The 21,880-nt window shown below is 66.0% G+C and carries 18 protein-coding genes; 9 read left to right on the top strand and 9 right to left on the bottom strand.

What is annotated here, in order from left to right; all coding sequences use genetic code 11:
- Positions 1–35: 35 nt before the first annotated feature.
- The 4 genes from sdhA to KBW98_RS05770 form a co-directional block, all read right to left on the bottom strand.
- Positions 36–1,814, bottom strand: a complete 1,779-nt coding sequence (gene sdhA, locus KBW98_RS05785; RefSeq protein WP_211519176.1) for a succinate dehydrogenase flavoprotein subunit — start codon at positions 1,812–1,814, stop codon at positions 36–38.
- A gap of 2 nt (positions 1,815–1,816) precedes the next feature.
- Positions 1,817–2,185: a succinate dehydrogenase, hydrophobic membrane anchor protein gene (sdhD, locus tag KBW98_RS05780; protein WP_211519175.1), complete on the bottom strand. Its 369-nt coding sequence runs from the start codon at positions 2,183–2,185 to the stop codon at positions 1,817–1,819.
- Positions 2,186–2,188: 3 nt separating this feature from the next.
- Positions 2,189–2,602, bottom strand: a complete 414-nt coding sequence (gene sdhC / locus KBW98_RS05775; protein ID WP_373888910.1) for a succinate dehydrogenase, cytochrome b556 subunit — start codon at positions 2,600–2,602, stop codon at positions 2,189–2,191.
- A gap of 372 nt (positions 2,603–2,974) precedes the next feature.
- Positions 2,975–3,739 (bottom strand): GntR family transcriptional regulator, encoded by a 765-nt coding sequence (locus KBW98_RS05770; RefSeq protein WP_211519173.1) that lies wholly within the window; start codon positions 3,737–3,739, stop codon positions 2,975–2,977.
- 288 nt (positions 3,740–4,027) lie between these two features.
- Between KBW98_RS05770 and KBW98_RS05765 the strand changes: the two genes are divergently transcribed.
- From KBW98_RS05765 to KBW98_RS05735, 7 genes are all read left to right on the top strand, one after another.
- Entirely contained in the window at positions 4,028–5,017 is a 990-nt protein-coding gene (locus KBW98_RS05765) for a malate dehydrogenase (RefSeq protein WP_211519172.1), read from the top strand.
- 102 nt (positions 5,018–5,119) lie between these two features.
- Positions 5,120–6,106, top strand: a complete 987-nt coding sequence (locus KBW98_RS05760) for a CoA ester lyase (RefSeq protein ID WP_211519171.1) — start codon at positions 5,120–5,122, stop codon at positions 6,104–6,106.
- Positions 6,106–6,657, top strand: coding sequence for a hypothetical protein (locus tag KBW98_RS05755; RefSeq protein WP_211519170.1), 552 nt, complete (start codon positions 6,106–6,108; stop codon positions 6,655–6,657). The genes KBW98_RS05760 and KBW98_RS05755 overlap by 1 nt, the downstream gene beginning before the upstream one ends.
- A 77-nt stretch (positions 6,658–6,734) precedes the next feature.
- Positions 6,735–9,443 carry an aconitate hydratase AcnA gene (gene acnA / locus KBW98_RS05750; RefSeq protein ID WP_211519169.1) on the top strand — a complete coding sequence of 903 codons (2,709 nt, stop codon included), beginning with the start codon at positions 6,735–6,737 and terminating at the stop codon, positions 9,441–9,443.
- 340 nt (positions 9,444–9,783) lie between these two features.
- Positions 9,784–12,051, top strand: coding sequence for an ATP-binding protein (locus KBW98_RS05745; RefSeq protein WP_211519168.1), 2,268 nt, complete (start codon positions 9,784–9,786; stop codon positions 12,049–12,051).
- 350 nt (positions 12,052–12,401) lie between these two features.
- On the top strand, positions 12,402–13,655 hold the full coding sequence (locus KBW98_RS05740; protein WP_211519167.1) for a DUF2863 family protein: 1,254 nt from the start codon (positions 12,402–12,404) through the stop codon (positions 13,653–13,655).
- A 49-nt stretch (positions 13,656–13,704) separates the two neighbouring features.
- On the top strand, positions 13,705–14,226 hold the full coding sequence (locus KBW98_RS05735; RefSeq protein WP_211519166.1) for a GNAT family N-acetyltransferase: 522 nt from the start codon (positions 13,705–13,707) through the stop codon (positions 14,224–14,226).
- Positions 14,227–14,344: 118 nt separating this feature from the next.
- Here KBW98_RS05735 and KBW98_RS05730 read toward each other — a convergent pair whose 3' ends face one another.
- A complete protein-coding gene (locus KBW98_RS05730) occupies positions 14,345–15,274 on the bottom strand; it encodes a LysR family transcriptional regulator (RefSeq protein ID WP_211519165.1) in 930 nt (309 codons plus the stop codon).
- Between the two features lie 108 nt (positions 15,275–15,382).
- On the opposite strand from KBW98_RS05730, the gene KBW98_RS05725 reads away from it, so the two are divergent.
- Complete coding sequence (locus KBW98_RS05725; RefSeq protein WP_211519164.1) at positions 15,383–16,123, top strand: SDR family oxidoreductase; 741 nt, start codon at positions 15,383–15,385, stop codon at positions 16,121–16,123.
- Positions 16,124–16,129: 6 nt separating this feature from the next.
- Here the strand turns inward: KBW98_RS05725 and KBW98_RS05720 are convergent, their stop codons facing one another.
- Together KBW98_RS05720 and KBW98_RS05715 are read right to left on the bottom strand one after the other, a co-directional pair.
- A complete protein-coding gene (locus tag KBW98_RS05720; protein WP_211519163.1) occupies positions 16,130–16,810 on the bottom strand; it encodes a Fe2+-dependent dioxygenase in 681 nt (226 codons plus the stop codon).
- A 65-nt stretch (positions 16,811–16,875) separates the two neighbouring features.
- The gene (locus tag KBW98_RS05715) at positions 16,876–19,137 is read right to left on the bottom strand and encodes a catecholate siderophore receptor Fiu (protein ID WP_211519162.1); all 2,262 of its coding nucleotides are present in this window, start codon (positions 19,135–19,137) and stop codon (positions 16,876–16,878) included.
- A gap of 195 nt (positions 19,138–19,332) precedes the next feature.
- On the opposite strand from KBW98_RS05715, the gene KBW98_RS05710 reads away from it, so the two are divergent.
- A complete protein-coding gene (locus KBW98_RS05710; RefSeq protein WP_211519161.1) occupies positions 19,333–19,761 on the top strand; it encodes a VOC family protein in 429 nt (142 codons plus the stop codon).
- A gap of 77 nt (positions 19,762–19,838) precedes the next feature.
- Here KBW98_RS05710 and KBW98_RS05705 read toward each other — a convergent pair whose 3' ends face one another.
- Positions 19,839–20,366 carry a hypothetical protein gene (locus KBW98_RS05705; RefSeq protein ID WP_211519160.1) on the bottom strand — a complete coding sequence of 176 codons (528 nt, stop codon included), beginning with the start codon at positions 20,364–20,366 and terminating at the stop codon, positions 19,839–19,841.
- A gap of 65 nt (positions 20,367–20,431) precedes the next feature.
- The gene (locus KBW98_RS05700; protein WP_211519159.1) at positions 20,432–21,856 is read right to left on the bottom strand and encodes a rhodanese-like domain-containing protein; all 1,425 of its coding nucleotides are present in this window, start codon (positions 21,854–21,856) and stop codon (positions 20,432–20,434) included.
- Positions 21,857–21,880 lie beyond the last annotated feature (24 nt).

Genomic DNA, 21,880 nt, shown 5'->3' with positions numbered 1-21,880 from the left:
TCGAACCGGGGCCCTGCCCCGGTTGCGTCAAATATTTAGAAAGTACGTGCCTTCGGCTTGAAGGTCTCGACGGTCAGCGGCTTGGTGACGACGGCCTTGTACTCGAGGCGGTTGTTCTCCGAGAACCACAGGGTGTGCTTCATCCAGTTCTCGTCGTCGCGCTTCTCGTAGTCGCTGTGGGCGTGGGCGCCGCGCGATTCCTTGCGGGCAGCTGCCGAAACGATGGTCGCCTTCGCGGTCTCGATCAGGTTGTCCAGTTCCAGCGCTTCCACGCGGGCGGTGTTGAACACCTTCGACTTGTCCTGGAAGGACACGTGCTTGCGGCGCTCGTCGAGCTTCATGATTTCCGCCACGCCCTGGTTCAGCAGTGCGTCGGTACGGAACACGCCGCAGTACTTCTGCATGGTGGCGCGGATGTCGTTGGCCACGTGCTGGACCTTCTCGCCGCCGGTGGAGGTTTCCAGGCGGTTCAGGCGGTCCAGGGCGAAGTCGGCGGCGTCCTTCGGCAGCGGCTTGTTCAGCTTCTGCTTCAGGTTCGAGGCCACCACGTGGTTGCCGGCCGCGCGGCCAAAGACGACCAGGTCGAGCAGCGAGTTGGTGCCGAGGCGGTTGGCGCCGTGGACAGAGACGCAGGCGCATTCGCCGATCGCGTACAGGCCATTGACGATCTTCTGGCCGCCGGTGCCGTCAGGCGCCACCACTTGACCGTGGATATTGGTCGGGATGCCGCCCATCTGGTAGTGGATGGTCGGAACGACCGGGATCGGTTCCTTGGTGGCGTCGACGTTGGCGAACTTGTGGCCGATCTCGAGAATCGACGGCAGGCGCTTCTTGATGGTGTCGGCGCCAATGTGACGCAGGTCCAGCAGGACGTGGTCCTTGTTCGGACCGCAGCCGCGGCCTTCCTTGATTTCCTGGTCCATCGAGCGCGAGACGAAGTCGCGCGGCGCCAGGTCCTTCAGGGTCGGCGCGTAGCGCTCCATGAAGCGTTCGCCGTTGCTGTTGATCAGGATGCCGCCTTCGCCACGAACACCTTCCGTGATCAGCACGCCCGCGCCGGACACGCCGGTCGGGTGGAACTGCCAGAACTCCATGTCCTGCAGCGGCAGGCCGGCGCGCGCCGCCATGCCCATGCCGTCGCCGGTGTTGATGAAGGCGTTGGTCGATGCGGCGAAGATGCGGCCTGCGCCGCCGGTGGCGAAGATGGTGGTCTTCGCTTCCAGGATCATGACGTCGCCGGTTTCCATTTCCAGGGCCAGCACGCCGACCACGTCGCCTTCCGCGTCGCGGATCAGGTCGAGGGCCATCCACTCCACGAAGAAGTGCGTGCGGGCGCGGACGTTGCGCTGGTACAGGGTGTGCAGCAGTGCGTGGCCGGTACGGTCGGCCGCGGCGCAGGCGCGCTGGACCGGCTTCTCGCCGAAGTTCGCGGTGTGGCCGCCGAACGGACGCTGGTAGATGGTGCCGTCCGGGTTACGGTCGAACGGCATGCCGAAGTGTTCGAGCTCGTACACGACCTTCGGTGCTTCGCGGCACATGAATTCGATCGCATCCTGGTCGCCGAGGTAGTCGCCGCCCTTGACGGTGTCGAACATGTGCCAGTACCAGTCGTCCTCGCTCATGTTGCCGAGCGAGGCGCCGATGCCGCCCTGGGCCGCCACGGTGTGCGAACGGGTCGGGAAGACTTTCGACAGCACCGCCACGTTCAGGCCGGCTTCGGCCAGTTGCAGCGATGCGCGCATGCCGGAACCGCCGGCGCCAACGATGACCGCGTCGAAGCGACGGGTAGGAATTGCAGGTTTGATTGCTGCCACGATTACACGCTCCAGAGAATTTGCACAGTCCACGCGGCGCAGGCGAGCAGCCAGAAGATGGTCGCCAGTTGCAGCATCAGGCGCAGGCCTGCCGATTTGATGTAGTCCATCCAGATGTCACGGATGCCGACCCAGGCGTGGTAGAACAGGCCGAGGAAGGTCACCAGCGAGAACAGCTTGAACCACTGGCGCGCGAACAGGCCGGCCCAGCCTTCGTAGGTGAAGTTCTGGCCGGTCAGGAACATGACCAGCAGGATGACGGTGTAGACAGCCATGACGATGGCGGTGACGCGCTGCGCCAGCCAGTCCTTGACGCCGTAGTGGGCGCCGACGACGAGGCGGCGCGGGCCGATGTTATTCTTGGTAGCCATGGTTTAAAACACTCCGAACAGTTTCAGGCCGACCAGCGCGGTCAGGGCCAGGCTCACGACCAGCACCCAGCGTGCGGTCTTTTGCGCGGTGTCCTTGTCCAGGGCAAGGTGGTTGTCCATGAACAGGTGGCGAACGCCGGCGGTGAAGTGGTGCAGGTAGGCCCAGGACAGGCCCAGCAGGATGATCTTGACGAACACGTTGCTCATGATGCCGCGGAAGTGCTCGAACGAGCCTTCGGACAGCAGGCTTTCCTGCAGCAGGTACAGCAGGAACGGCAGCATCAGGAACAACCCGGCGCCGCTGATGCGGTGCAGGATCGACACGATGGCCGACGGCGGCATGCGATATTTGCCAGTAATATCGCTAATGCCAATATTGCGGAACTCCGGCCGCCCTTTTTTTGCAGCTTCTCTCACGGCTTCGGACATACAACACCTCCCTTATGACGACAAATTTGTAGTGAACCCTTCATTTTCTCCGATTTTGTAGCCGGGTCCAACAAGCTGCCGTGCAGCATTGCGGGTCAGCTTGCGTCGAACCGGGTCATGTCCGTCGCTTACCCAAAACCAACATATTTTAATCGCATCAAGCGATCGCTGCAGCAGGCCTGGCTGGAATGCTGCAACTGCAAACCGGCTTCTTGCCGCCGATTTGCCATTATTTCCACACGTAGGGTGGACGGCTATGCCGTCCACGCGTTCAAACATCGTCGGCCGGCCCGTGCGCGGCAACGGAGCCGCGAACGATCACCGCGTGGACGGCGGAGCCGTCCACCCTACGATTTATTTTCACGACAATTCGCTCAGGTAGTGGTGATTCGCCGTCGAATACAGCCCGCGCCGCAGTTCCACCGCCTTGTCGCCATAGGTGAACGAGACCCGCTCCGCGCACAGCAGCGGCGTGCCTTCCGCCACCTTCAGGAACTCGCTGGCCGAGGCGTCGGCGGTGACGGCGCGGATCTTCTCGGTGGCGCGGATCATGCGGGTGCCGAACTCGGACTCGAACAGGCCGTACATCGGCCCCTTGTATTCCACCAGGCGCTCGGCGCTCAGGCCCTTGAACAGCTGGCCCGGCAGCCACAATTCTTCCAGGATGGTCGGCTGACCCTCGAAGGACAGGACGCGCTTGATGTACACGACCGCGTCGCCGGATTTCAGTTCGAGCAGCCGCGCCACCTCGGCCGGCGCGCGGATGCGCTTGACCTCGACGAAGCGGCTGTCGGAATGCTGGGGAAGGCCCTCGTCGGGCATCAGGCGCAGGAAGCGGAAGTGGGCGCGCTCCTCGGCGTGGGTGGCGACGAAGGTGCCCTTGCCCTGGCGGCGCACCACCAGGTTCTCGGCGGCCAGCTCGTCGATGGCCTTGCGCACCGTGCCCTGGCTGACCTTGAAGCGCCCCGCCAGCTCCACCTCGCTGGGCATCAGCTCGCCCGGTTTCCACTCGCCCGACTGCAGGCTCTGGGTGATCAGGGCCTTGATCTGCTGGTACAGCGGCCGGAACGAGGGCGACGCGCTGCCGGCGGGTTCGCTGGCCTGGTTGGACGGGACGGGATTCATAGACCACGATTTCACCACAAAAGTGCCATACCGTCCAGTGCGCAAGCCCCTCACACATGTGTCTTATATAAGACATATGATATGAATTGACTGATGGAACGGCACAGGAGTACACTCGCGGTCGACCGGGCATCCGTTCCTGCACATATATTGCACGCGCGCGACACCCGCATCACCGGCCGATTCCGGGAATGGCGCTTTTGGTATCATTGCAGTTTTTCCTAACAGGCGTATCCTCGGCATCGACCCAGGCACTGACCGTTTTCATTCCCACTTTGGAGATTCATCATGGCTAAAACCCCAATGCGCGTTGCCGTTACCGGCGCGGCCGGCCAGATCGGCTATTCCCTGCTGTTCCGCATCGCCAACGGCGACATGCTGGGCAAGGACCAGCCGGTCATCCTGCAGCTGCTGGAAATCGACAACGAAAAAGCACAGAAGGCGCTCAAGGGCGTCATGATGGAAATCGACGACTGCGCATTCCCGCTGCTGGCCGGCATGACCGCCCACGCCGACCCGATGACCGCCTTCAAGGACGCCGACTTCGCCCTGCTGGTCGGCGCCCGTCCGCGCGGCCCGGGCATGGAGCGCAAGGACCTGCTGGAAGCCAACGCCCAGATCTTCACCGTGCAGGGCAAGGCGCTGGACGCCGTCGCCTCGCGCAACGTCAAGGTGCTGGTGGTCGGCAACCCGGCCAACACCAATGCCTACATCGCCATGAAGTCGGCTCCTAGCCTCCCTAGCAAGAACTTCACCGCCATGCTGCGCCTGGACCACAACCGCGCCCTGTCGCAAGTGGCCGCCAAGACCGGCAAGCCGGTGTCGTCGATCGAGAAGATGGCCGTGTGGGGCAACCACTCGCCGACCATGTACGCCGACTACCGCTTCGCGACCGTCGACGGCCAGTCGGTCAAGGACCTGATCAACGACGACGTCTGGAACCGCGACACCTTCCTGCCGACCGTCGGCAAGCGCGGCGCCGCCATCATCGAAGCGCGCGGCCTGTCGTCGGCAGCGTCGGCAGCCAACGCCGCCATCGACCACATGCACGACTGGCACGTCGGCACCAACGGCAAGTGGACCACCATGGGCATCCCGTCGGACGGTTCGTACGGTATCCCGAAGGACACCATGTTCGGCTTCCCGGTCACCGTTGAAAACGGCGAATACAAGATCGTCCAGGGCCTGGAGATCGACGAGTTCTCGCAAGAGCGCATCAACCTCACGCTGAAGGAACTGACCGAAGAGCGTGAAGGCGTGGCGCACCTGCTGGCCTAAGCTACCTCGCGGTTGATGGAACCGGCCGAGCCGTCCGTCCGCCGCGCACGCCGCGTCGCCTCCCAAGGCGGCGCGGCTACTCCCGCTTCGACTGAAATACACATGCATCCTTCCGAGGTTTTATTCCAGGGCAAACGCCAGCCGCTCCTGCTCCCCGCCTGCGATCACTACGCCGGTTCGGAGAAGCTGATGCGCAAATCGATGGCCCTGCAACAAGAGCTTGGGCCGGTCTTCGACATCACCTTCGACTGCGAGGACGGCGCCGCTGCCGGAGCAGAAGCCGAGCATGCGGCCCTGGTGGCGTCCCTGCTCGATAGCGAAGACAACCGCTTCAACCGCATCGGCGCCCGCGTCCACGAGCCGACCAGCCCCCATTTCGAGAGCGACGTCGCCGCCATCGTCGGCGGCGCGGCCGCGCGCCTGGCCTACGTGATGCTGCCCAAGGTGAGCAGCGCCATGGAAGTGGCGCGCGCGATCGACCTGATCAACCAGCACGCCGGCCCCGCACGGGCGGAGCTGCCGGTGCATGTGCTGATCGAGACCCACGGGGCCCTGCGCGAAGCCTACGACATCGCCGCCCTGCCCCAGGTCGAATCCCTGTCCTTCGGCATCATGGACTTCGTGTCGGCGCACTATGGCGCGATTCCGGCCGCCGCCATGCGCACGCCCGGCCAGTTCACCCACCCGCTGGTGGTGCGCGCCAAGCTGGAGATCGCGGCCGCCTGCCACGCCCACGGCAAGGTTCCGTCGCACAACGTAACTACCGACATCAAGGACAGCGCCACCGTGGCCAACGACGCCCAGCGCGCGGCCGCCGAATTCGGTTTCACCCGCATGTGGAGCATCCATCCGGACCAGATCAAGGCGATCCTCAAGGCCTTCACCCCGCGCTTGTCGGAAGTGAACGAAGCCACCAACATCCTGGGCGAGGCGATGGCTGCCGGCTGGGGACCGATCGCCCATCACGGCCGCTTGCACGACCGCGCGAGCTACCGATATTATTGGACCGTTTTGCAGCGCGCGAAGCTGGCCGGCCTTGGCCTGCCGGAAGCCGCCGCGGCAATCGTCAACCAACCGGAAGCCTCCTGATGTCCACCCACCTGTCCAAGCTCCTCGCCGCCTGCGCGTTCGCGCTGGCGGCCGCCGGCGTGTGCGCGCCGGCCGTCTCCGCCCCTGCCGAAAAACACCCGAAGGCGGAAGACGTGCTGAAGGCGCAAGCCAAGAAATCCAAGGCGAAGTCGAAGAAGACCAAGGCCGCCGCGGCCGCAGCCGCTACCGCGGCGGCAGCCGCCGCCGCCGATCCGCTCAGCCCCGAGGTGGCCGAGCCGGACATCACCGACACCGTCGTCACCGACTACGCTTGCGAACTGAACAACAAGATCACGATCTACACGAACGAGAAGGACGACAGCCACATCGCCCTGCGCTGGAAGAAGCGCCTGCACCGCCTGACGCGGGTGGGCACCACCACCGGCGCGCTGCGTTTCGAGAATCCGCACTACGGCCTGATCTGGATCGGCATTCCCGCCAAGGGCATCCTGCTGGATTCGAAGCTGAACCGCCAGCTGGCCAACGAATGCAAGAACGCCCAACAGGCGACGGCCGTCGTGGCCGCGGCGCCCGAGGAAAAGAAAAGCTGATGCAGGCGTTTGGTCGCCGCGCATCGCCCGATGTTATTTGGTATTGAAATAACAAAATCCCCACTGAAGGAGAGATTATGTCTCGCAACACTCTGAACACACTGAAGGAATTCCCGATCGGCGCCAGCCAGTCGGGCCAGTTCTACTCGCTGCCGGCCCTGGCCGAAAGCCTCGGTGTGAACCTGTCGCGCCTGCCGGTGTCGATCCGTATCGTCCTCGAATCCGTGCTGCGTAACTGCGACGGCAAGAAGGTCACCGAAGAGCACGTCAAGCAGCTCGCCAACTGGGGCGCGACCGCCGAGCGTACCGACGAGATCCCCTTCGTCGTCGCCCGCGTCGTGCTGCAGGACTTCACCGGCGTGCCGCTGCTGGCCGACCTGGCCGCGATGCGCAACGTCGCCGCCAAGACCGGCGCCGATCCGAAGAAGATCGAGCCGCTGGTGCCGGTCGACCTGGTGGTCGACCACTCGGTCACCATCGACCACTTCCGCGAGCCGGGCGCGCTCGACCTGAACATGAAACTGGAATTCCAGCGCAACAACGAGCGCTACCAGTTCATGAAGTGGGGCATGCAGGCCTTCGACACCTTCGGCGTCGTGCCGCCGGGCTTCGGCATCGTCCACCAGGTCAACCTGGAATACCTGGCGCGCGGCGTCATGAAGCAGGGCGAAGTCTTCTACCCGGACACCCTGGTGGGCACCGACTCGCACACCACCATGATCAACGGCGTCGGCGTGGTCGGCTGGGGCGTGGGCGGCATCGAGGCGGAAGCCGGCATGCTGGGCCAGCCGGTCTACTTCCTGACCCCGGACGTCATCGGCGTCAACCTGAAGGGCAAGCTGCGCGAAGGCTGCACCGCGACCGACCTGGTGCTGACCGTCACCGAAATGCTGCGCCGTGAAAAAGTCGTGGGCAAGTTCGTCGAGTTCTTCGGCGAAGGCACCCGCTCGCTGTCGACCACCGACCGCGCCACCATCGCCAACATGGCCCCGGAATACGGCGCGACCATGGGCTTCTTCCCGGTGGACGAAGCGACTGTCGACTACTTCCGCGGCACCGGCCGTACCGAGGAAGAACTGGCTGCCTTCGAGAACTACTACAAGGCCCAGGGCATGTTCGGCATCCCGCAGGAAGGCGAGATCGACTACACCCGCGTGCTGGAACTGGACCTGTCGACCGTGACCCCGTCGCTGGCCGGCCCGAAGCGCCCGCAGGACCGTATCGAACTGGGCCACGTGAAGAACACCTTCACCGAACTGTTCAGCAAGCCGACCACCCAGAACGGCTTCAACAAGTCGCCGGAAGACCTGTCGAAGGTCTACGAGACCAGCAACGGCGTGCGCGTGAAGAACGGCGACGTCCTGATCGCCGCCATCACCTCGTGCACCAACACCTCGAACCCGAGCGTGCTGCTGGCTGCCGGCCTGCTGGCCAAGAAGGCGGTCGAGCGCGGCCTGACCGTGGCGCCGCACATCAAGTCCTCGCTGGCCCCCGGCTCGCGCGTGGTCACCGAGTACCTGACCGCCGCCGGCCTGCTGCCTTACCTGGAAAAGCTGGGCTTCGGCGTGACCGCCTACGGCTGCACCACCTGCATCGGCAACGCCGGCGACCTGACCCCGGAACTGAACGCCGCGATCGTCGAGAACGACATCGTCGCCTCGGCCGTCCTGTCGGGCAACCGTAACTTCGAAGCGCGTATCCACCCGAACATCCGTTCGAACTTCCTGGCTTCGCCGCCGCTGGTCGTCGCCTACGCGATCGCCGGCAACATGACCCGCGACCTGATGTCCGAGCCGGTCGGCAAGGACAGCAACGGCGTCGACGTCTACCTGGGCGACATCTGGCCAACCTCGCAGGAAGTGGGCGAGCTGATGCGCTTCGCGATGAACTCGGAAGTCTTCAAGAAGAACTACGCCGACGTCAAGGGCAACCCGGGCGAACTGTGGGAGCGCGTGTCGTCGACCGAAGGTCAAGTGTACAACTGGCCCGAGTCGACCTACATCGCCGAGCCGCCGTTCTTCAGCGACTTCGAGATGACCCCGAAGGCGGCCGCCAGCGGCATCACCGGCGCCCGCGCGCTGGGCGTGTTCGGCGACTCGATCACCACCGACCACATCTCGCCGGCGGGTTCGATCAAGGAAGACGGCCCGGCCGGCAAGTGGCTGAAGGACCATGGCGTCCTGAAGGCCGACTTCAACTCCTACGGCTCGCGCCGCGGTAACCACGAGATCATGATGCGCGGCACCTTCGCCAACGTGCGCATCAAGAACAAGATGATCCCGCCGAAGGCGGACGGTTCGGCGGTCGAGGGTGGCATCACCATCCACCAGCCGTCGGGCGAACAGCTGTCGATCTACGACGCGGCAATGAAGTACGTGGCGGAAGGCACCCCGACCATGATCTTCGGCGGCGAAGAGTACGGCACCGGTTCCTCGCGCGACTGGGCGGCCAAGGGCACCCAGCTGCTGGGCGTGAAGGCGGTCATCTGCCGTTCGTTCGAGCGTATCCACCGCTCGAACCTGGTGGGCATGGGCGTGCTGCCGCTGCAGTTCATCGGCAACGACAGCGTTGAAAGCCTGGGCATCACCGGCAAGGAAACCTACGACCTGAAGGGCCTCGAAGGCGAGATCAAGCCGCAACAGCTGGCGACCCTGGTGATCCACCGTGAAAACGGCGAAGCCCAGGAAGTCAAGGTGCTGCTGCGTATCGACACCCCGATCGAAGTCGACTACTACAAGCATGGCGGCATCCTGCCGTTCGTGCTGCGCCAGCTGCTGGCCGCCTAATCCGGACTGCTGAAGTGAAAGGGCCGGGACCTGCAAGGGTTCCGGCCTTTTTGTTTTCGGGGCGTGAAAGATGCCAACGCATCCCTTCCCTTTAGCTCAAGAACCGTCATTCCGGCGAAGGCCGGAATCCAAGTTTGCGTGGGCACCAACTACGATAAACGATGGTGGCATTGGCGTAAACTTGGGTGCCGGCCTCCGCCGGGACGACGGTTTTATGGGCGCGGGCCGCAAATGAGGTAGCAGGTCCGCACGCTGCGACGCTGCGCCAGCCCAGTTTCTCATCTTTTAACCCACATCTTAATGAAGAGGCTATACTCCGAGGCTCCCCCATATCGACGCCATGAGCATACGCCTCCGCCTGATCCTCCTGATCGCCTCGGTCCTCCTGCCCGCCTTCGCCGCCGGCGCGATCGCGGTCTGGTTCGTCTATGCGGAGGAACAGGGAGCCCAGGAACGCAGCCTGTCGGAAGCCGCGCGCGTGCTGGCCCAGCTGGTCGACAACGAGCTGCGCAACAGCGCCAGCATCCTGCAGGCGCTGTCCACCTCGCCCGACCTCGCCAACGGCAACCTGGAACGCTTCTACAGCCACGCCAGGACCCTCTCGGCCGACGGCCGCAACCCCATCATCCTGAGCGACCTGCAAGGGCGGCAGATACTGAATACCCGCCTCCCCTTCGGCACCGCGGGCCGCACCATCAACGGGCGCCTGTTCGAGCTGCGGCAGCAGGCCGGTCCGCGCCGGCCGCTGGTGTCCGACCTGTTCTTCTCGGCCCTCGGCCAGCGCCACGAATTCGCGATCCAGGCGCCGGTGTTCGTGCAGGGCGAATTGCGCCATTACCTGTCGCGCCGGATGGAAGCGAAGGAACTCCAGCGCTTCCTGGGCCAGCAGGGTTTTCCCGACAAGTGGATCACCTCGGTCGTCGACCGGCAGGGCACGGTCATCGCGCGCAGCGCCCACTTCGAGCAGTTCATCGGCAAGCGCGCCACGGGCGAGCTGGCGCGCAAGATCGCCGCTGGCATGGCGCAGGGCACCAACGACGGCGTGTCCCTCGACGGCACCCCCGTCAAGGCCTTCTTCTACCGCGCGCCGATGTCGGAATGGACCATCATCCTGAGCGTCCCGGTCGCCGAACTGAACCGCCCCGCCCTGCGCGCCTCGCTCCTGCTGTCCGCCCTCTTCCTGCTGACCCTGGCCGTGGCCCTGGCCCTGACCCAGCGCTACCTGAAGCGCACCCTGGCTCCTGTGCACCGCCTGCGCGACGACGCCCGCCGCCTGGGGCACGGCGATACGGTCACGCCCTTCGCTTCCGGCCTGGCCGAGCTGGACGTGGTGAACGCCACCCTGGTGCGCGCCAGCGGCGAGCTGCGCGCGGCGAACGCCAACATGGAAAGACGGGTCGCGGAAGCGATCGAATCGACGGAGCGGGCCCAGCGCGCCCTGCTGCATTCGCAGAAGCTGGAGGCGCTCGGACGCCTGACCGGCGGCGTCGCGCACGATTTCAACAACGTCCTGCAGACCCTCACCGCGGCGCTGCAGCTGATCGCCATCGAGGCCAATCCGGCCCGGCTGCCGGACCGCATCGCCGTGTGCAAGCGCGCGGTGGACCGCGCCGCCGCCCTGGTGGCCCAGCTGCGCGCCTTCGGCCGCACCCAGGACGCCTACCTGCAGACCGTGCGCGCCGACGAAGCGGTGAGCTCGGCCCTGCCCATGCTCAGGAACAGCCTGCCCAGCGCCATCCGGCTGGACACTGCGATCGCCTCCGGCGCCTGGCCGGTGAGGATCGACCTCACCCAGTTCGAACTGGCCCTGCTCAACCTGGTGCTGAACGCGCGCGACGCCATCGAGGGCCAGGGCCTGATCACGATTCGTGTCGATAACCATCATGAGCTGGGCGAGGGCGCGAATGGCCCTGGCCCGGTGCCGGCGGGCGAGTACGTCCGCATCGAGATCGCCGACACCGGAACCGGCATGACGCCCGAGGTCCTGGCCAAGGCCTGCGATCCCTTCTACACCACCAAGCCGGTCGACAAGGGCAGCGGGCTCGGACTGCCGCAGGCCTATGGTTTCGCCACCCAGTCGCACGGCACCCTGGTGCTCAGGAGCGCGGTCGGCGCCGGCACCACGGCCAGCCTCTACCTGCCGCGCGCCGCGCCTGGCGCCGCGACCCAGCCCGTGCAGAGCAGCCGCGACCAGGCGCAGGCCTCGCCCGGCCTGGCGGCCACGGTGCTGTTCGTGGAAGACGATAGCCTGGTGCGCGAAAGCGTGATGCCGATCCTGGAACAGGCCGGGGCCGAGGTCCTGTGCGCCCGCAACGCCGAGGACGCTTTGCGCCTGCTGGAGGCCGGCCACCAGGTCGATATCCTGTTCACCGACATCGTGATGCCGGGGAAGCTGAACGGCGTGATGCTGGCGAAGCAGGTGCGCGAACGCTACCCGCACATCGCCCTGGTGCTGGCCACCGGCTATGTCGAGGAACGCTTCGAGCTGCCGGAAGCCACCCTGCTGACCAAGCCCTACCAGGCGAGCGACGCCATCGAAGCCTTGCGGCGCGCCATCCTGGCCGGCACCGGCGGGCACAAGCCGCTGACGGCGCCGGCCACGTCCTGAACAGCGTGCGCCCGGACGCCGGACCGTCCCAACGAAAAAAGCCCTCCTGATCCGATCAGGAGGGCGAATCCGGTTGCCCGGCGGGGGGTGGTACTCCGAGAAACGACAATCCACTTCCTGGTGCGCACCCGCTGGGCCACGCACCGTCGATAAATGAGAACGATTCGCATTATCTTTTGTATTTTCGCGTTTGGCAAGCACGGATGAGGCAGGCCGCCTGGCGGGCAAGGACTATTTCCCTTGTGTTCATGGCATGTGGCCGAATCAACTACAATACCGGGGGTAAGGGTTTATGATGACCCCCATGGACTTTCGATCCACACTTCATTGACAAGAGACCCCTTAGCGCCATGCGTCGTCCATCCAAAGATTCATCTCCTAAACTATCCGCAGAAAGCCAGCGCCTCGTCAGCATCTCGCAAGCCATCATGCAGGCTGCCAGCCGTGTCGAGGAGAGGGCCTGGGAACGCCAACTGGACACGCAACTGCAGAAACTGCTCAAGACCAACCACCAGGACAGCATCGACCTGGCCCTGAACGTCCTCTTCAAGGACGATCTCGGTTCCTACGATGTCCTGATGGATACCGTCGAGGCGATCAGCGAATCGGCCACGATGGTCGAGCAGCAGGACGGCGGCGACGTGACCTGGCAGTCGCTGCTGGTCGCCGCGCCGATCCTGGCCTGGACCCGCTTTTCTATCGCGACCGGCAACATCCCGTCTGAGCTGCTGAACACGCTGTCCGCGCACTTCTCGGCCCACCTGCTGGCCGAGGGCGCCCGCCTGGCCATTGCCCCCACCCTGTATTCGATCGACCAGCTGCCGCGCACCCACGCCGAGACCTATGCCCTGACCAGCAAGCTGGCGGCGGCCGCGCACAAGGGTGGCACCATCAAGCCGGCCGCGCGCGAAGCCGAGACCGCGCCCTTCCTGGCCGACACCCGCTACCTGCTGGTGGCCATCGTCGCGCCCCAGGGCGCGCCGCTGTTCCGCTGGCAGGAACCGCAGCACCAGCTGCACTTCGCCGAGGAGCGCAACCGCGCGCTGGAGCAATGGCGCGCCCAGGCCACGGCGAATGTCGCGCGCCTGCTGCCGGGCTGCGGCATCGAGCTGCTGCTGCCGGAAGCGTATTACGTGGCCTGCCGCGAAGCCGACAAGCTGATCCGCCCGATCTCGATCCGCGCCGCCGTCCACTACCTGACCAACACCCTGGGTGTGGAAGCCTCGGACCTGCGCGCCGTGATCGCCGGTTTCGGCGAGGAAGCCGCCGACATCCAGATCGACGAGTACCGCGTCTCCTTCACCATGCGCCAGAGCCCAGACGTAGTCTACGGCATCGTCTGGCCGCTGTACGGCCAGGAAGACGAGAACGGCACGCCGATGGAGGGTCCGCTCGCCGCCAGCCCGACGCCGCTCACGCCGATCAACGAGATCGTCGCCCACCTCAACGACGCGGGCATCGCCCACATCAAGCGCATCAACGAACGCTACGTGGCCGAGTACTGCGACGACTGCGGCGCGCCGCTGTTCGCCGACCCGACCGGTGAACTGGTCCATGCCGAGATGCCGGAAGACGCACCGACCGGCACCGAGCACTTCCACTGATGCCAGGGGCGCTTCCCGAGCTCGCGGAAGCGCCCTTCCTCTCTCCGCCATGATCGATCTCCACATCCGCTCCGAACAGCCCGGCGATGCGGCGGCGATCGCCGCCCTGCTCCACGCCGCCTTCGCCGGCAACCCGCACAGCAACCACACCGAGCACCTGATCGTCGAACGGCTGCGTGCGAGCGGACATCTCGCCGTCTCGCTGGCGGCCCTGTTGCCCGAGGGGCGGCTGATCGGGCATGTCGCCTTCTCGAAGGTGGCCATTGATGGCCGCGACGAAGGCTGGTACGGACTGGGGCCGCTCGCCGTGCTTCCGCAGGTGCAGGGCCAGGGCGTGGGAACGGCCCTGGTCGAGGCAGGCTTATCGGTGCTGCGCCGCAAGGGAGCGCGCGGCTGCGTGGTGCTGGGCGAACCGGGCTATTACGGCCGCTTCGGCTTCGCGCAGGACGCCGGTCTGCGCTATCCCGGCCCGCCGCCCGAGTATTTCTTGGCCCTGGCGTTCGACAGTCCTGCTCCGCAGGGTGTCGTCGCCTACGACAGCGCGTTCGCCGAGCCTGAGGCTCTGCCGTAGGGTGGACGGGTCCCCCGTCCACGCGGTGATCGTTAGCGGCTCCGTTTTCGCGCACGGGCCGGCGGACGCTGGTTGAACGGGTGGGCGGCAGAGCCGTCCACGCCACGCCTTCCGATAGCTAGGACGGTACCCTGAACTGCTCCGCCAGCCCGAGCGCACGGAAGCGCTCCACCACGAAGTCCACGAACACCCGCGTCTTGGCCGGCAAGAGCCGCCGGCTCGGGTAGTAGATGCACAGCGGCCGCGCCAGCGCGTACCAGTCCGGCATCAGGTGCACCAGCTCGCCGCTCTGGAGAAAAGGCAGCGCATGCGGCACCGGCAGCAGGGCCAGGCCGACGCCGGCGCGGGCGGCGTGGGCCATCGCTTCCGGATCGTCGCACACCGCCGCCGCGCGAAAGTCGGCGGGCACCTCTTCTCCCTCGTCGGTGCGCAGAGTCCAGGTGTAGAGCCGGCCGGTGCGGATGGCGCGCCGCGCAATGCCGTCGTGCAGCGCGAGCTCGCCCGGATGCTCGGGCCGCCCGCGGCGCGCCAGGTAGGCCGGCGAGGCGGCCACGATGATGCGCACCTGGGTCAGTTCGCGCGCCACCAGGCCTTCGCTCAACTCGATGCCGCCGCCGATGGCGACATCGAAGCCCTCGCCCACCAGGTCGACCTGGCGGTTCTCGAAATAGAGGTCGGGCACGATGGCCGGATAGCGTTCGCGGAAGGCTTCCAGCATCGGCACGAAATAGGTGCGTCCCACGGCAGGCGCCATGCTCACCTTGAGCGTGCCCGCCGGCTGGGCCGCGCCCTCGCGCGCGGCCAGCACCGCACCTTCGATCTGGCGCCAGGGCTCGGCCACTTCGCGCAGGAACTGCTCGCCCTCCTCGGTCAGGCGCAGCTGGCGCGTGGTGCGCTGGAACAGGCGCACCCCGAGCTGGCGCTCGAGCGCGGCGACGTTCTTGCTGACCGCCGCCGGCGACAGGCCGAGCCGGCGCGCGCAAGCGGAAAAGCCGCCTTCCTCGGCGCTGTAGAGGAAGGAAACGAGATGGCTGATCGATTCGAGCATGCGGCCATTTTATACCAGCGGTTGAAATTGTTTCGACAATCCGCCGGCTAGTTTCAACCGCAGGTAAGGAAGATACTGTGTTCATCCACAACCCACCAGGAGAACACCATGAACACCCTTACCAGCAAAGTCGCTTTCGTCACCGGCGGTTCGCGCGGCATCGGCGCCGCCATCGTGCGCCGCCTGGCCCGAGATGGCGCGGCGGTCGCCCTCACCTACCAGAGCTCGTCCGAGGCAGCCGAAGCCCTGGTGCAAGAAATCGAGGCCGCCGGCGGCCGCGCCCTGGCGATCCGCAGCGACGCCGCCGACCCGGCCGCCCTGCAGCAAGCCATCGATACCGCCGCCGACCGCTTCGGCCGGCTCGACATCCTGGTCAACAATGCCGGCGTCCTGCACATGGGCGCGGTGGACGAGTTCGCGATCGAGGATTTCGACAAGACGGTGGCCGTCAACGTGCGCGCGGTCTTCGTGGGCGCCAAGGCGGCGCTGCGCCACATGGGCGAAGGCGGACGCATCGTCAACATCAGCAGCGTCAACGCACTGCGCATGCCCTTCGCGGGCGCGGCGGTCTATGCGATGAGCAAATCGGCGCTGAGCGGCCTCGTCAAGGGCCTGGCGCGCGACCTGGGGCCGCGCGGCATCACCATCAACAACGTGCTGCCGGGACCGGTGGATACGGACATGAATCCGGAGAAGTCGGACTTCGGCGCCACCCTGCACGGGCTGATGGCGCTTCCGCGCCACGGCCGCCCGGAAGAAGTGGCGTCGATGGTGGCCTACCTGGCCGGCCCGGAATCGTCCTTCGTCACGGGCGCCGACCTGCTGGTGGACGGCGGCTTCGGCGCGTAAGGACGGTCAGGTCTCGGCCCACTGGCGCAGCAGGTTGTGGTAGTGGGCCGTGAGCGCCACCGTCTCGGGGCAGTCGCCGAGGCGGCCGCGCAGCGATTCGATGGTCCGGTCCAGGTCGTACAGCATGCTGCGGCGGGCGTCGTCGCGGATCATGCTCTGGGTCCAGAAGAAACTGCAGATGCGCTCGCCCTGGGTGACGGGCTGGACCCGGTGCACGCTGGTCGAGGGGTAGACGATCAGGTCGCCCGCGTCGAGCTTGACCTCGTGCTCGCCGTAGGTGTCCTGTACCACCAGCTCCCCGCCCTCGTACTCCTCGGGCGCGGACAGGAACAGGGTGCCGGAGACGTCGGTGCGCAGCATGCCCGGCATGCCCGGCACCATGCGCACCGCACCGTCGACGTGGTCGCCGTAGTGCTCGCCCTCGCCGTAGCGGTTGAACAGCGGCGGCATCGAGCGCACCGGCAGCACGGCCGCGAAGAACATCGGATTGCGCGCCAGCGCCGCCTGCACGACGGCGGCCAGTTCGCGCCCTTCGGCCGAGGCTTCCGGCAACTGGCGGTTGCGCTTGACCTGGGCGCCCTGGGCGCCCACGGTGGCGCGGCCGTCGGCCCAGTCGCTGCGCTCCAGCCGGGCGCGGATGCTGCGCACCTCGTCCTGGGTGAGCACGTTTGGAATATGCAGGAGCATGGAAAATCCTTCCCTCAATGGCAAACCGGCCGGGCTGGCGCCCGGCCGGTTTTCCTTCACGCCGCTTAGAAGCGGATGTTCGCGGTCAGGCTGGCCGAACGCGGTGCGCCCGGGGTGTAGCGGTAGCCGCTCTTGTTGATGCTGGCGACGTACTGTTCGTCGGCCAGATTGTAGACGTTCAGGCGCAGGTCGAGGTGCTTGTTGACCTTGTAGGATGCCATCGCGTCGAACACCCAGTACGAGTCGGTGAAGGCCGGGGTGCCGATGGCGCCGTCGGTACCGCGCTTGAGCTTGTCGCTGAAGCGGGCGCCGCCGCCGATCTTGAAGCCGCCCGGCAGTTCATAGGCGGTCCACAGGGTGAACGACTGCTTCGGCGTGTAGGTCAGGGTGTTCTCGCCCGACGCGGTGATCATGCGGCCGCGCTCGACGCTGGTGTCCATGTAGAGGTAGCCCGCGCTGACCAGCCAGCCCGTCGCCAGCGCACCGGTGGCGCCCAGCTCCACGCCCTGCACGCGCTTCTCGCCGGTCTGCGACCAGGTCAGGTCGACCGGATCCTGCTCGACCTCGTTCTCGACATCGGTACGGAACAGCGCGGCCGACAGCGACAGTTTCTGGCGCAGCAGATCCAGCTTGCCGCCGATCTCGGTGGTGGTGGTCTTCTGCGGATCGTAGATCGGGTTCTGCGCGCTGTTGACGTTGCCCGAGACGGTGAAGTTCGCGCCCGGCGGCTGCTTCGAGCTGGCCACCATCGCGTAGACACTGCTGTTGGTGGTCGGCTTGTACAGCAGCGAAGCCTTGCCGTTGACCAGAGTGTCGCTCACGGTGAAGTGGGTCGGCACCAGCACGTTGTTGGTCAGGGCCACGACCGAGTAGTCGCCCTCGTAGCGCTCGACGCGCACGCCGCCGTTGAAGATCCAGCGCTCGCCCAGCTTGATGGTGTCGAAGGCGTACAGGGCCTGGGTGTCGATGTCGCCCTTGTTGTAGGCGCCGGTGCGACGCGGCGCGAACTCGCCCACGACCACGTTCGAATCCGGACGGTACAGGTTGGCCGGCGCCAGCGTGCCCAGGCCGGTGCGGCCGTAGCTGATCTGGCGCTCGTTGGCCAGTTCCAGGCCGGCCACCACGGTGTGCGAGAGCGCGCCGGTGGTGAAGTCCGCCGTCAGGCTGGTCTGGTTGGTCAGGATCTTGTTTTCCTGGTCCTTGGAAGTGCGGGTGGTGCGCGCCACGGTCCAGGTCGACGGATCGGTCTCGACCGGGGTGCTGAAGTTGGCGGCGGTGGCCGTCCAGGCGCTCAGCAGGTAATCCTGGGTGGTGCGGCCGTAGCGGCTGGTGTTCTGCAGTCGCAGGGTCGGCGAGAACTCGTGCTCGACGCGCACGGTCGCCATGTCGGCCTCGATCTTGTCGAAGTCATGCTTCGAACCATAGAAGTTCTTCGGATCGACCGGTGCAGCGGCGCCGATGAAAGGACGCTTCGGGTCCGGGCTGGTGTAGCCGGGCAGGCCGACGGTCGAGACGCCGCCGTCGGGAATGTTGTCCTGGTCGACGTGCAGGTAGTCCAGGTAGACGCGGGTCAGGCCGTTCAGGCCGAAGCCCAGGCTCGGTGCGACCGCCCAGCGCTTGTTGTTCACCACGTCGCGCGCAGGGTTGCCTGCGTCCTGGGCCAGCACGTTGAGACGCAGCGCGATGCCGCGCTCGGCGCTCAGGACGGTGTTGACGTCGGCCGTCGCGCGCTTTTGCGAGGCGCTGCCGCCGGTGAGCGAGCCGGACGCGGCTTGCGTCATATTGGCCTTCTTGGTGACCAGGTTGACCGAGCCGGTCGGGGCGCCGCGGCCGGTGTCGGTGCCGGCCGGGCCCTTGACCACGTCGATCTGTTCCAGGTTGAAGACGTCGCGCGAGACCGAGCCGACGTCGCGCACGCCGTCGACGAAGATGCTGCCCGAGGTGTCGAAGCCGCGCATGAAGATCGCGTCGCCGGTGTTGGTGTTGCCGTTCTCACCCAGGAAGAAGGCGCCGACGCCTGGGGTGTTGCGCAGCGCGTCGGTCAGGGTCAGGGCGCCCTGCTGTTCGAACAGTTCCTTCTTGATGACCTGCACGGTCTGGGCGGTGTCCACCAGTTTTTCGGTGTACTTGGGCGAGGAAGCGTATTCGGCGCGGAAGCCGTTGTCGACCTGGCCGACGATCTCCACGGTGGACGCCGGCTTGGCGTCGGCCGGCGGCGGCGCGATGTTGTCGGCCTGCGCGCCCAGGGGCAGCAGCAGCGCCGCCAGGGCAGTGCTCATCACGTGGTTGTTGGCGGTCGAGCGTTTGCGGCTTTTTATTGCTTTCATTACAAAACTTTCTCTGGGCAAGTTGACGGGATTGCATTGGATGGCGGCAATTGTAAATAAAATTTAAGACGATGTAAACGAGAATTGTTCTCATTCGCATGCTCATTCAATAAAATGCCGGCCGCGCGCAGGCGCGCCGCCGAGAGCGGCGGTATGATCGCCGGACCATTTCGGTAACCCTTCAAGGAGCACAGCATGGAAACTCAGGAACTCCACCGCGGCAGGCTGATCGACCATATCCAGCTGGTGGTACGCGACCTCCCCGCTTCGCAAGCCTTCTACACGGCGGTATTCGAGGTCCTGGAGGTGCCGATCGGCGGCACCGGGGATGGGTATTTCTGGGTGGACGAACTGTTCGTCTCGACGGCCGAGAGCGAAGCGGCGCAAGGGGTGCTGACGGGACGCCACCACCTCGCCTTCCAGGCACGGGACCGGGCCATGGTGGACGCCTTCTACAAGGCGGCGCTGGCGCATGGCGGCAAGGACAACGGCGGACCGGGCGAGCGGCCGTATCACCCCGGCTATTACGCGGCCTTCGTGCTCGACCCGGACGGCAACAACATCGAGGCCGTGTACCACGGCGAAGCCAAGCGCAGCGCGGCGTCGGTGAAGATCACGTTCTGAGCCGGGCAAAAAAACAGGGCGCATGGATGCGCCCTGTCGAATAGCGTCGATGCGCCGCCGCCGGCGCCGCGTACGGTTCAACGCTTCTTCTGCCGCTCCAACTCGATCAGCATGTCGACGATGGTGACATGGCGCGGCGAAGCGTAGGTGCACATGAGCGTGGTGTCCTTCTTGAAGTAGATCGTGTCGTAGACGCGGATCTCCTCGAGCTCCCCGATCTCCGCCTTGCGGCCGAGTTCCCACTTGCACTCTTCCATGTCGGCGTCGCATTCCAGCTTGCCGCCGGGCGGCAGGCTCTTCTTCAGCGCCGCCATGTAGGCCGGCAGGTTCTTGCCCGGCAGGCCGATGATCGCTTCCTTGACATGCTGGTCGCGGCTCTGGACGCGCACCTCGATCGGCGCGGCGCCGAGCAGCTTGTAGTTGGCGCCCTGGTAGGTGACGAAGGCATCCTGGTCGTCATCGTCCTGCTCGACCCTGTCGGTCACTTTGCGCGCGGCCGTCAGGGCGCCCACGTCCTCGGCGGTCAAGGGACAGGATTGGGCAAGGGCCTGGCCCGCAGCGAACGGCAGGCAGACCAGCAAGGCAAGTTGGCGAATCGGTTTCATGGCAATCTTCGGCAAAAACGTGGACGTGTTGGATGTGGGCAGGCCGCGGCCTGGACCGGCGGATTTCATCGGATCCCCATGGCGCTGGAGTCGAGCGGCTTGCGGTACTGGACCGGTGGCGGCGCCGGCGGCGTATAGCTGTAGCCGCCGCCATAGTTGCTGTTCCTGTTCGCGCGCTCCTCGTCCTCCGCTTCGGCCTGGCGCACGCGGGCATTGTTGGCGTCGACAAGGTCGTTGAGACGCTCACGCACCTTGTCCACGTCGCCTTCGAGCGATTCGGCGAGCGCCACCGCTTGCTGCACCATTTGCCGCTGCTCGCGCGTGGCGACACGGGCCAGACGCGACCAGACCTCATCCGGCACGCAGTGTGGCTGGCGCCTGGCCGAGCAGGTGTAGGGCTGGGTCAGTTCGGCCATGCGCACGAATTTGCCGAATTCGGCCGGATCGAGCGCCGCCGCCCCGCCCTGCTCTGTCAGACGGTCCAGGCAGGCGCGGTAGGAACGCATGCGTCCGTTCATGTCGTCGATTGCCGCATTGTTCGCGCCGGGAAGGCGGTAATCGAAGCTTCCGCAGCTGGACACGGGCTTGACGGCGCGGGCACGCTCGGCCATGGCGCGCAAGGTCGACACCGGCGCCTGCGACAGCAGCGGCACCAGGTAGTCGGCAGGCTTGGTGTTGAAAGCCGTCTGCGCGGCCTTCACGCTGCGCGACGCATCCGCGTCGCTGCGTGCGATCCGTTGCGCCAGGTCGGCCTTGCGCCCCTTGTGCTCCTCCGCTTCGGGGATCAGGGATTGGAGGCATTCCTTGCGGTTCTTCTGGTACGCCTTCAGCCCTTTTTCCATTTCGTACTCGAGCTCGTTCATCGGCATTTCACTCGCGGCGCGTGCGATCGACTCCGGCGAGGCCGCCGCCGTGCACTGCTCGAGCAGGCGCGCATAGCGCGTCGCCGGATCGTCTTCCGGTTCGCCCTGGAAGGCATAGCCGGCCTGCTTCCAGCCGAGCATGCCCCAGCGCAGCCAGTACACGTTCGGATACCCGGCCTTGGCGGCGCGCATGGCCACCTGCTGCGACAGGCCGCACTTGAGGTGGTGGCAATAGACCAGCAGGGGACGCGACTTGCGGCCCTGGGTCAGGTCCGCCAGCGTGTCGGCCAGCCGTGACTGGACGCCCGCGGCGTCGCCGGCCGCCCAGCGCATGGGAATGGCGCCCGGAAGCTTGCGCTCATCGTCCACGGCGGCGATCACGATCAGCTCTTTGCCGAGCTTGTTCATCAGGCAGCGCGCCTCGCGCGATGTGACGGTGACGGCGCCTTCGATGGCGAGCGGCGTTTCGCCGGATTCGCGTTCGTTGTCGCTGTAGCGTTTCACCTCTTCGCCAAGCCGGCAGGCGGAAGCGGCGGATTTCAGGTCGGCCGCCGAAGCGGCATGGGACATCGTCAGCGCAGTGGCGGCCAGCGCCAGCGCAGTAAGGGTTCGAATTGGGGAGATCATGGGAGTTCCGGGAAGTAACCCCCT

It is taken from the genome of Massilia sp. ST3 (genome assembly GCF_018119405.1).
Classification (GTDB): Bacteria; Pseudomonadota; Gammaproteobacteria; order Burkholderiales; family Burkholderiaceae_D; genus Telluria.
This window is presented reverse-complemented; position numbering and strand designations above follow the sequence as displayed.

Bases quoted from the DNA above. Each gene is read 5' to 3' on its own strand.
- KBW98_RS05725 (WP_211519164.1), top strand. From the start codon at position 15,383: ATGAACACCCTTACCAGCAAAGTCGCTTTCGTCACCGGCGGTTCGCGC.
- KBW98_RS05715 (WP_211519162.1), bottom strand. From the start codon at position 19,137: ATGAAAGCAATAAAAAGCCGCAAACGCTCGACCGCCAACAACCACGTG.
- KBW98_RS05700 (WP_211519159.1), bottom strand. From the start codon at position 21,856: ATGATCTCCCCAATTCGAACCCTTACTGCGCTGGCGCTGGCCGCCACT.
- KBW98_RS05745 (WP_211519168.1), top strand. From the start codon at position 9,784: ATGAGCATACGCCTCCGCCTGATCCTCCTGATCGCCTCGGTCCTCCTG.
- KBW98_RS05735 (WP_211519166.1), top strand. From the start codon at position 13,705: ATGATCGATCTCCACATCCGCTCCGAACAGCCCGGCGATGCGGCGGCG.
- KBW98_RS05760 (WP_211519171.1), top strand. From the start codon at position 5,120: ATGCATCCTTCCGAGGTTTTATTCCAGGGCAAACGCCAGCCGCTCCTG.
- KBW98_RS05720 (WP_211519163.1), bottom strand. From the start codon at position 16,810: ATGCTCCTGCATATTCCAAACGTGCTCACCCAGGACGAGGTGCGCAGC.
- KBW98_RS05755 (WP_211519170.1), top strand. From the start codon at position 6,106: ATGTCCACCCACCTGTCCAAGCTCCTCGCCGCCTGCGCGTTCGCGCTG.
- KBW98_RS05710 (WP_211519161.1), top strand. From the start codon at position 19,333: ATGGAAACTCAGGAACTCCACCGCGGCAGGCTGATCGACCATATCCAG.
- KBW98_RS05730 (WP_211519165.1), bottom strand. From the start codon at position 15,274: ATGCTCGAATCGATCAGCCATCTCGTTTCCTTCCTCTACAGCGCCGAG.
- sdhD (WP_211519175.1), bottom strand. From the start codon at position 2,185: ATGGCTACCAAGAATAACATCGGCCCGCGCCGCCTCGTCGTCGGCGCC.
- KBW98_RS05705 (WP_211519160.1), bottom strand. From the start codon at position 20,366: ATGAAACCGATTCGCCAACTTGCCTTGCTGGTCTGCCTGCCGTTCGCT.
- KBW98_RS05765 (WP_211519172.1), top strand. From the start codon at position 4,028: ATGGCTAAAACCCCAATGCGCGTTGCCGTTACCGGCGCGGCCGGCCAG.
- KBW98_RS05740 (WP_211519167.1), top strand. From the start codon at position 12,402: ATGCGTCGTCCATCCAAAGATTCATCTCCTAAACTATCCGCAGAAAGC.
- acnA (WP_211519169.1), top strand. From the start codon at position 6,735: ATGTCTCGCAACACTCTGAACACACTGAAGGAATTCCCGATCGGCGCC.
- KBW98_RS05770 (WP_211519173.1), bottom strand. From the start codon at position 3,739: ATGAATCCCGTCCCGTCCAACCAGGCCAGCGAACCCGCCGGCAGCGCG.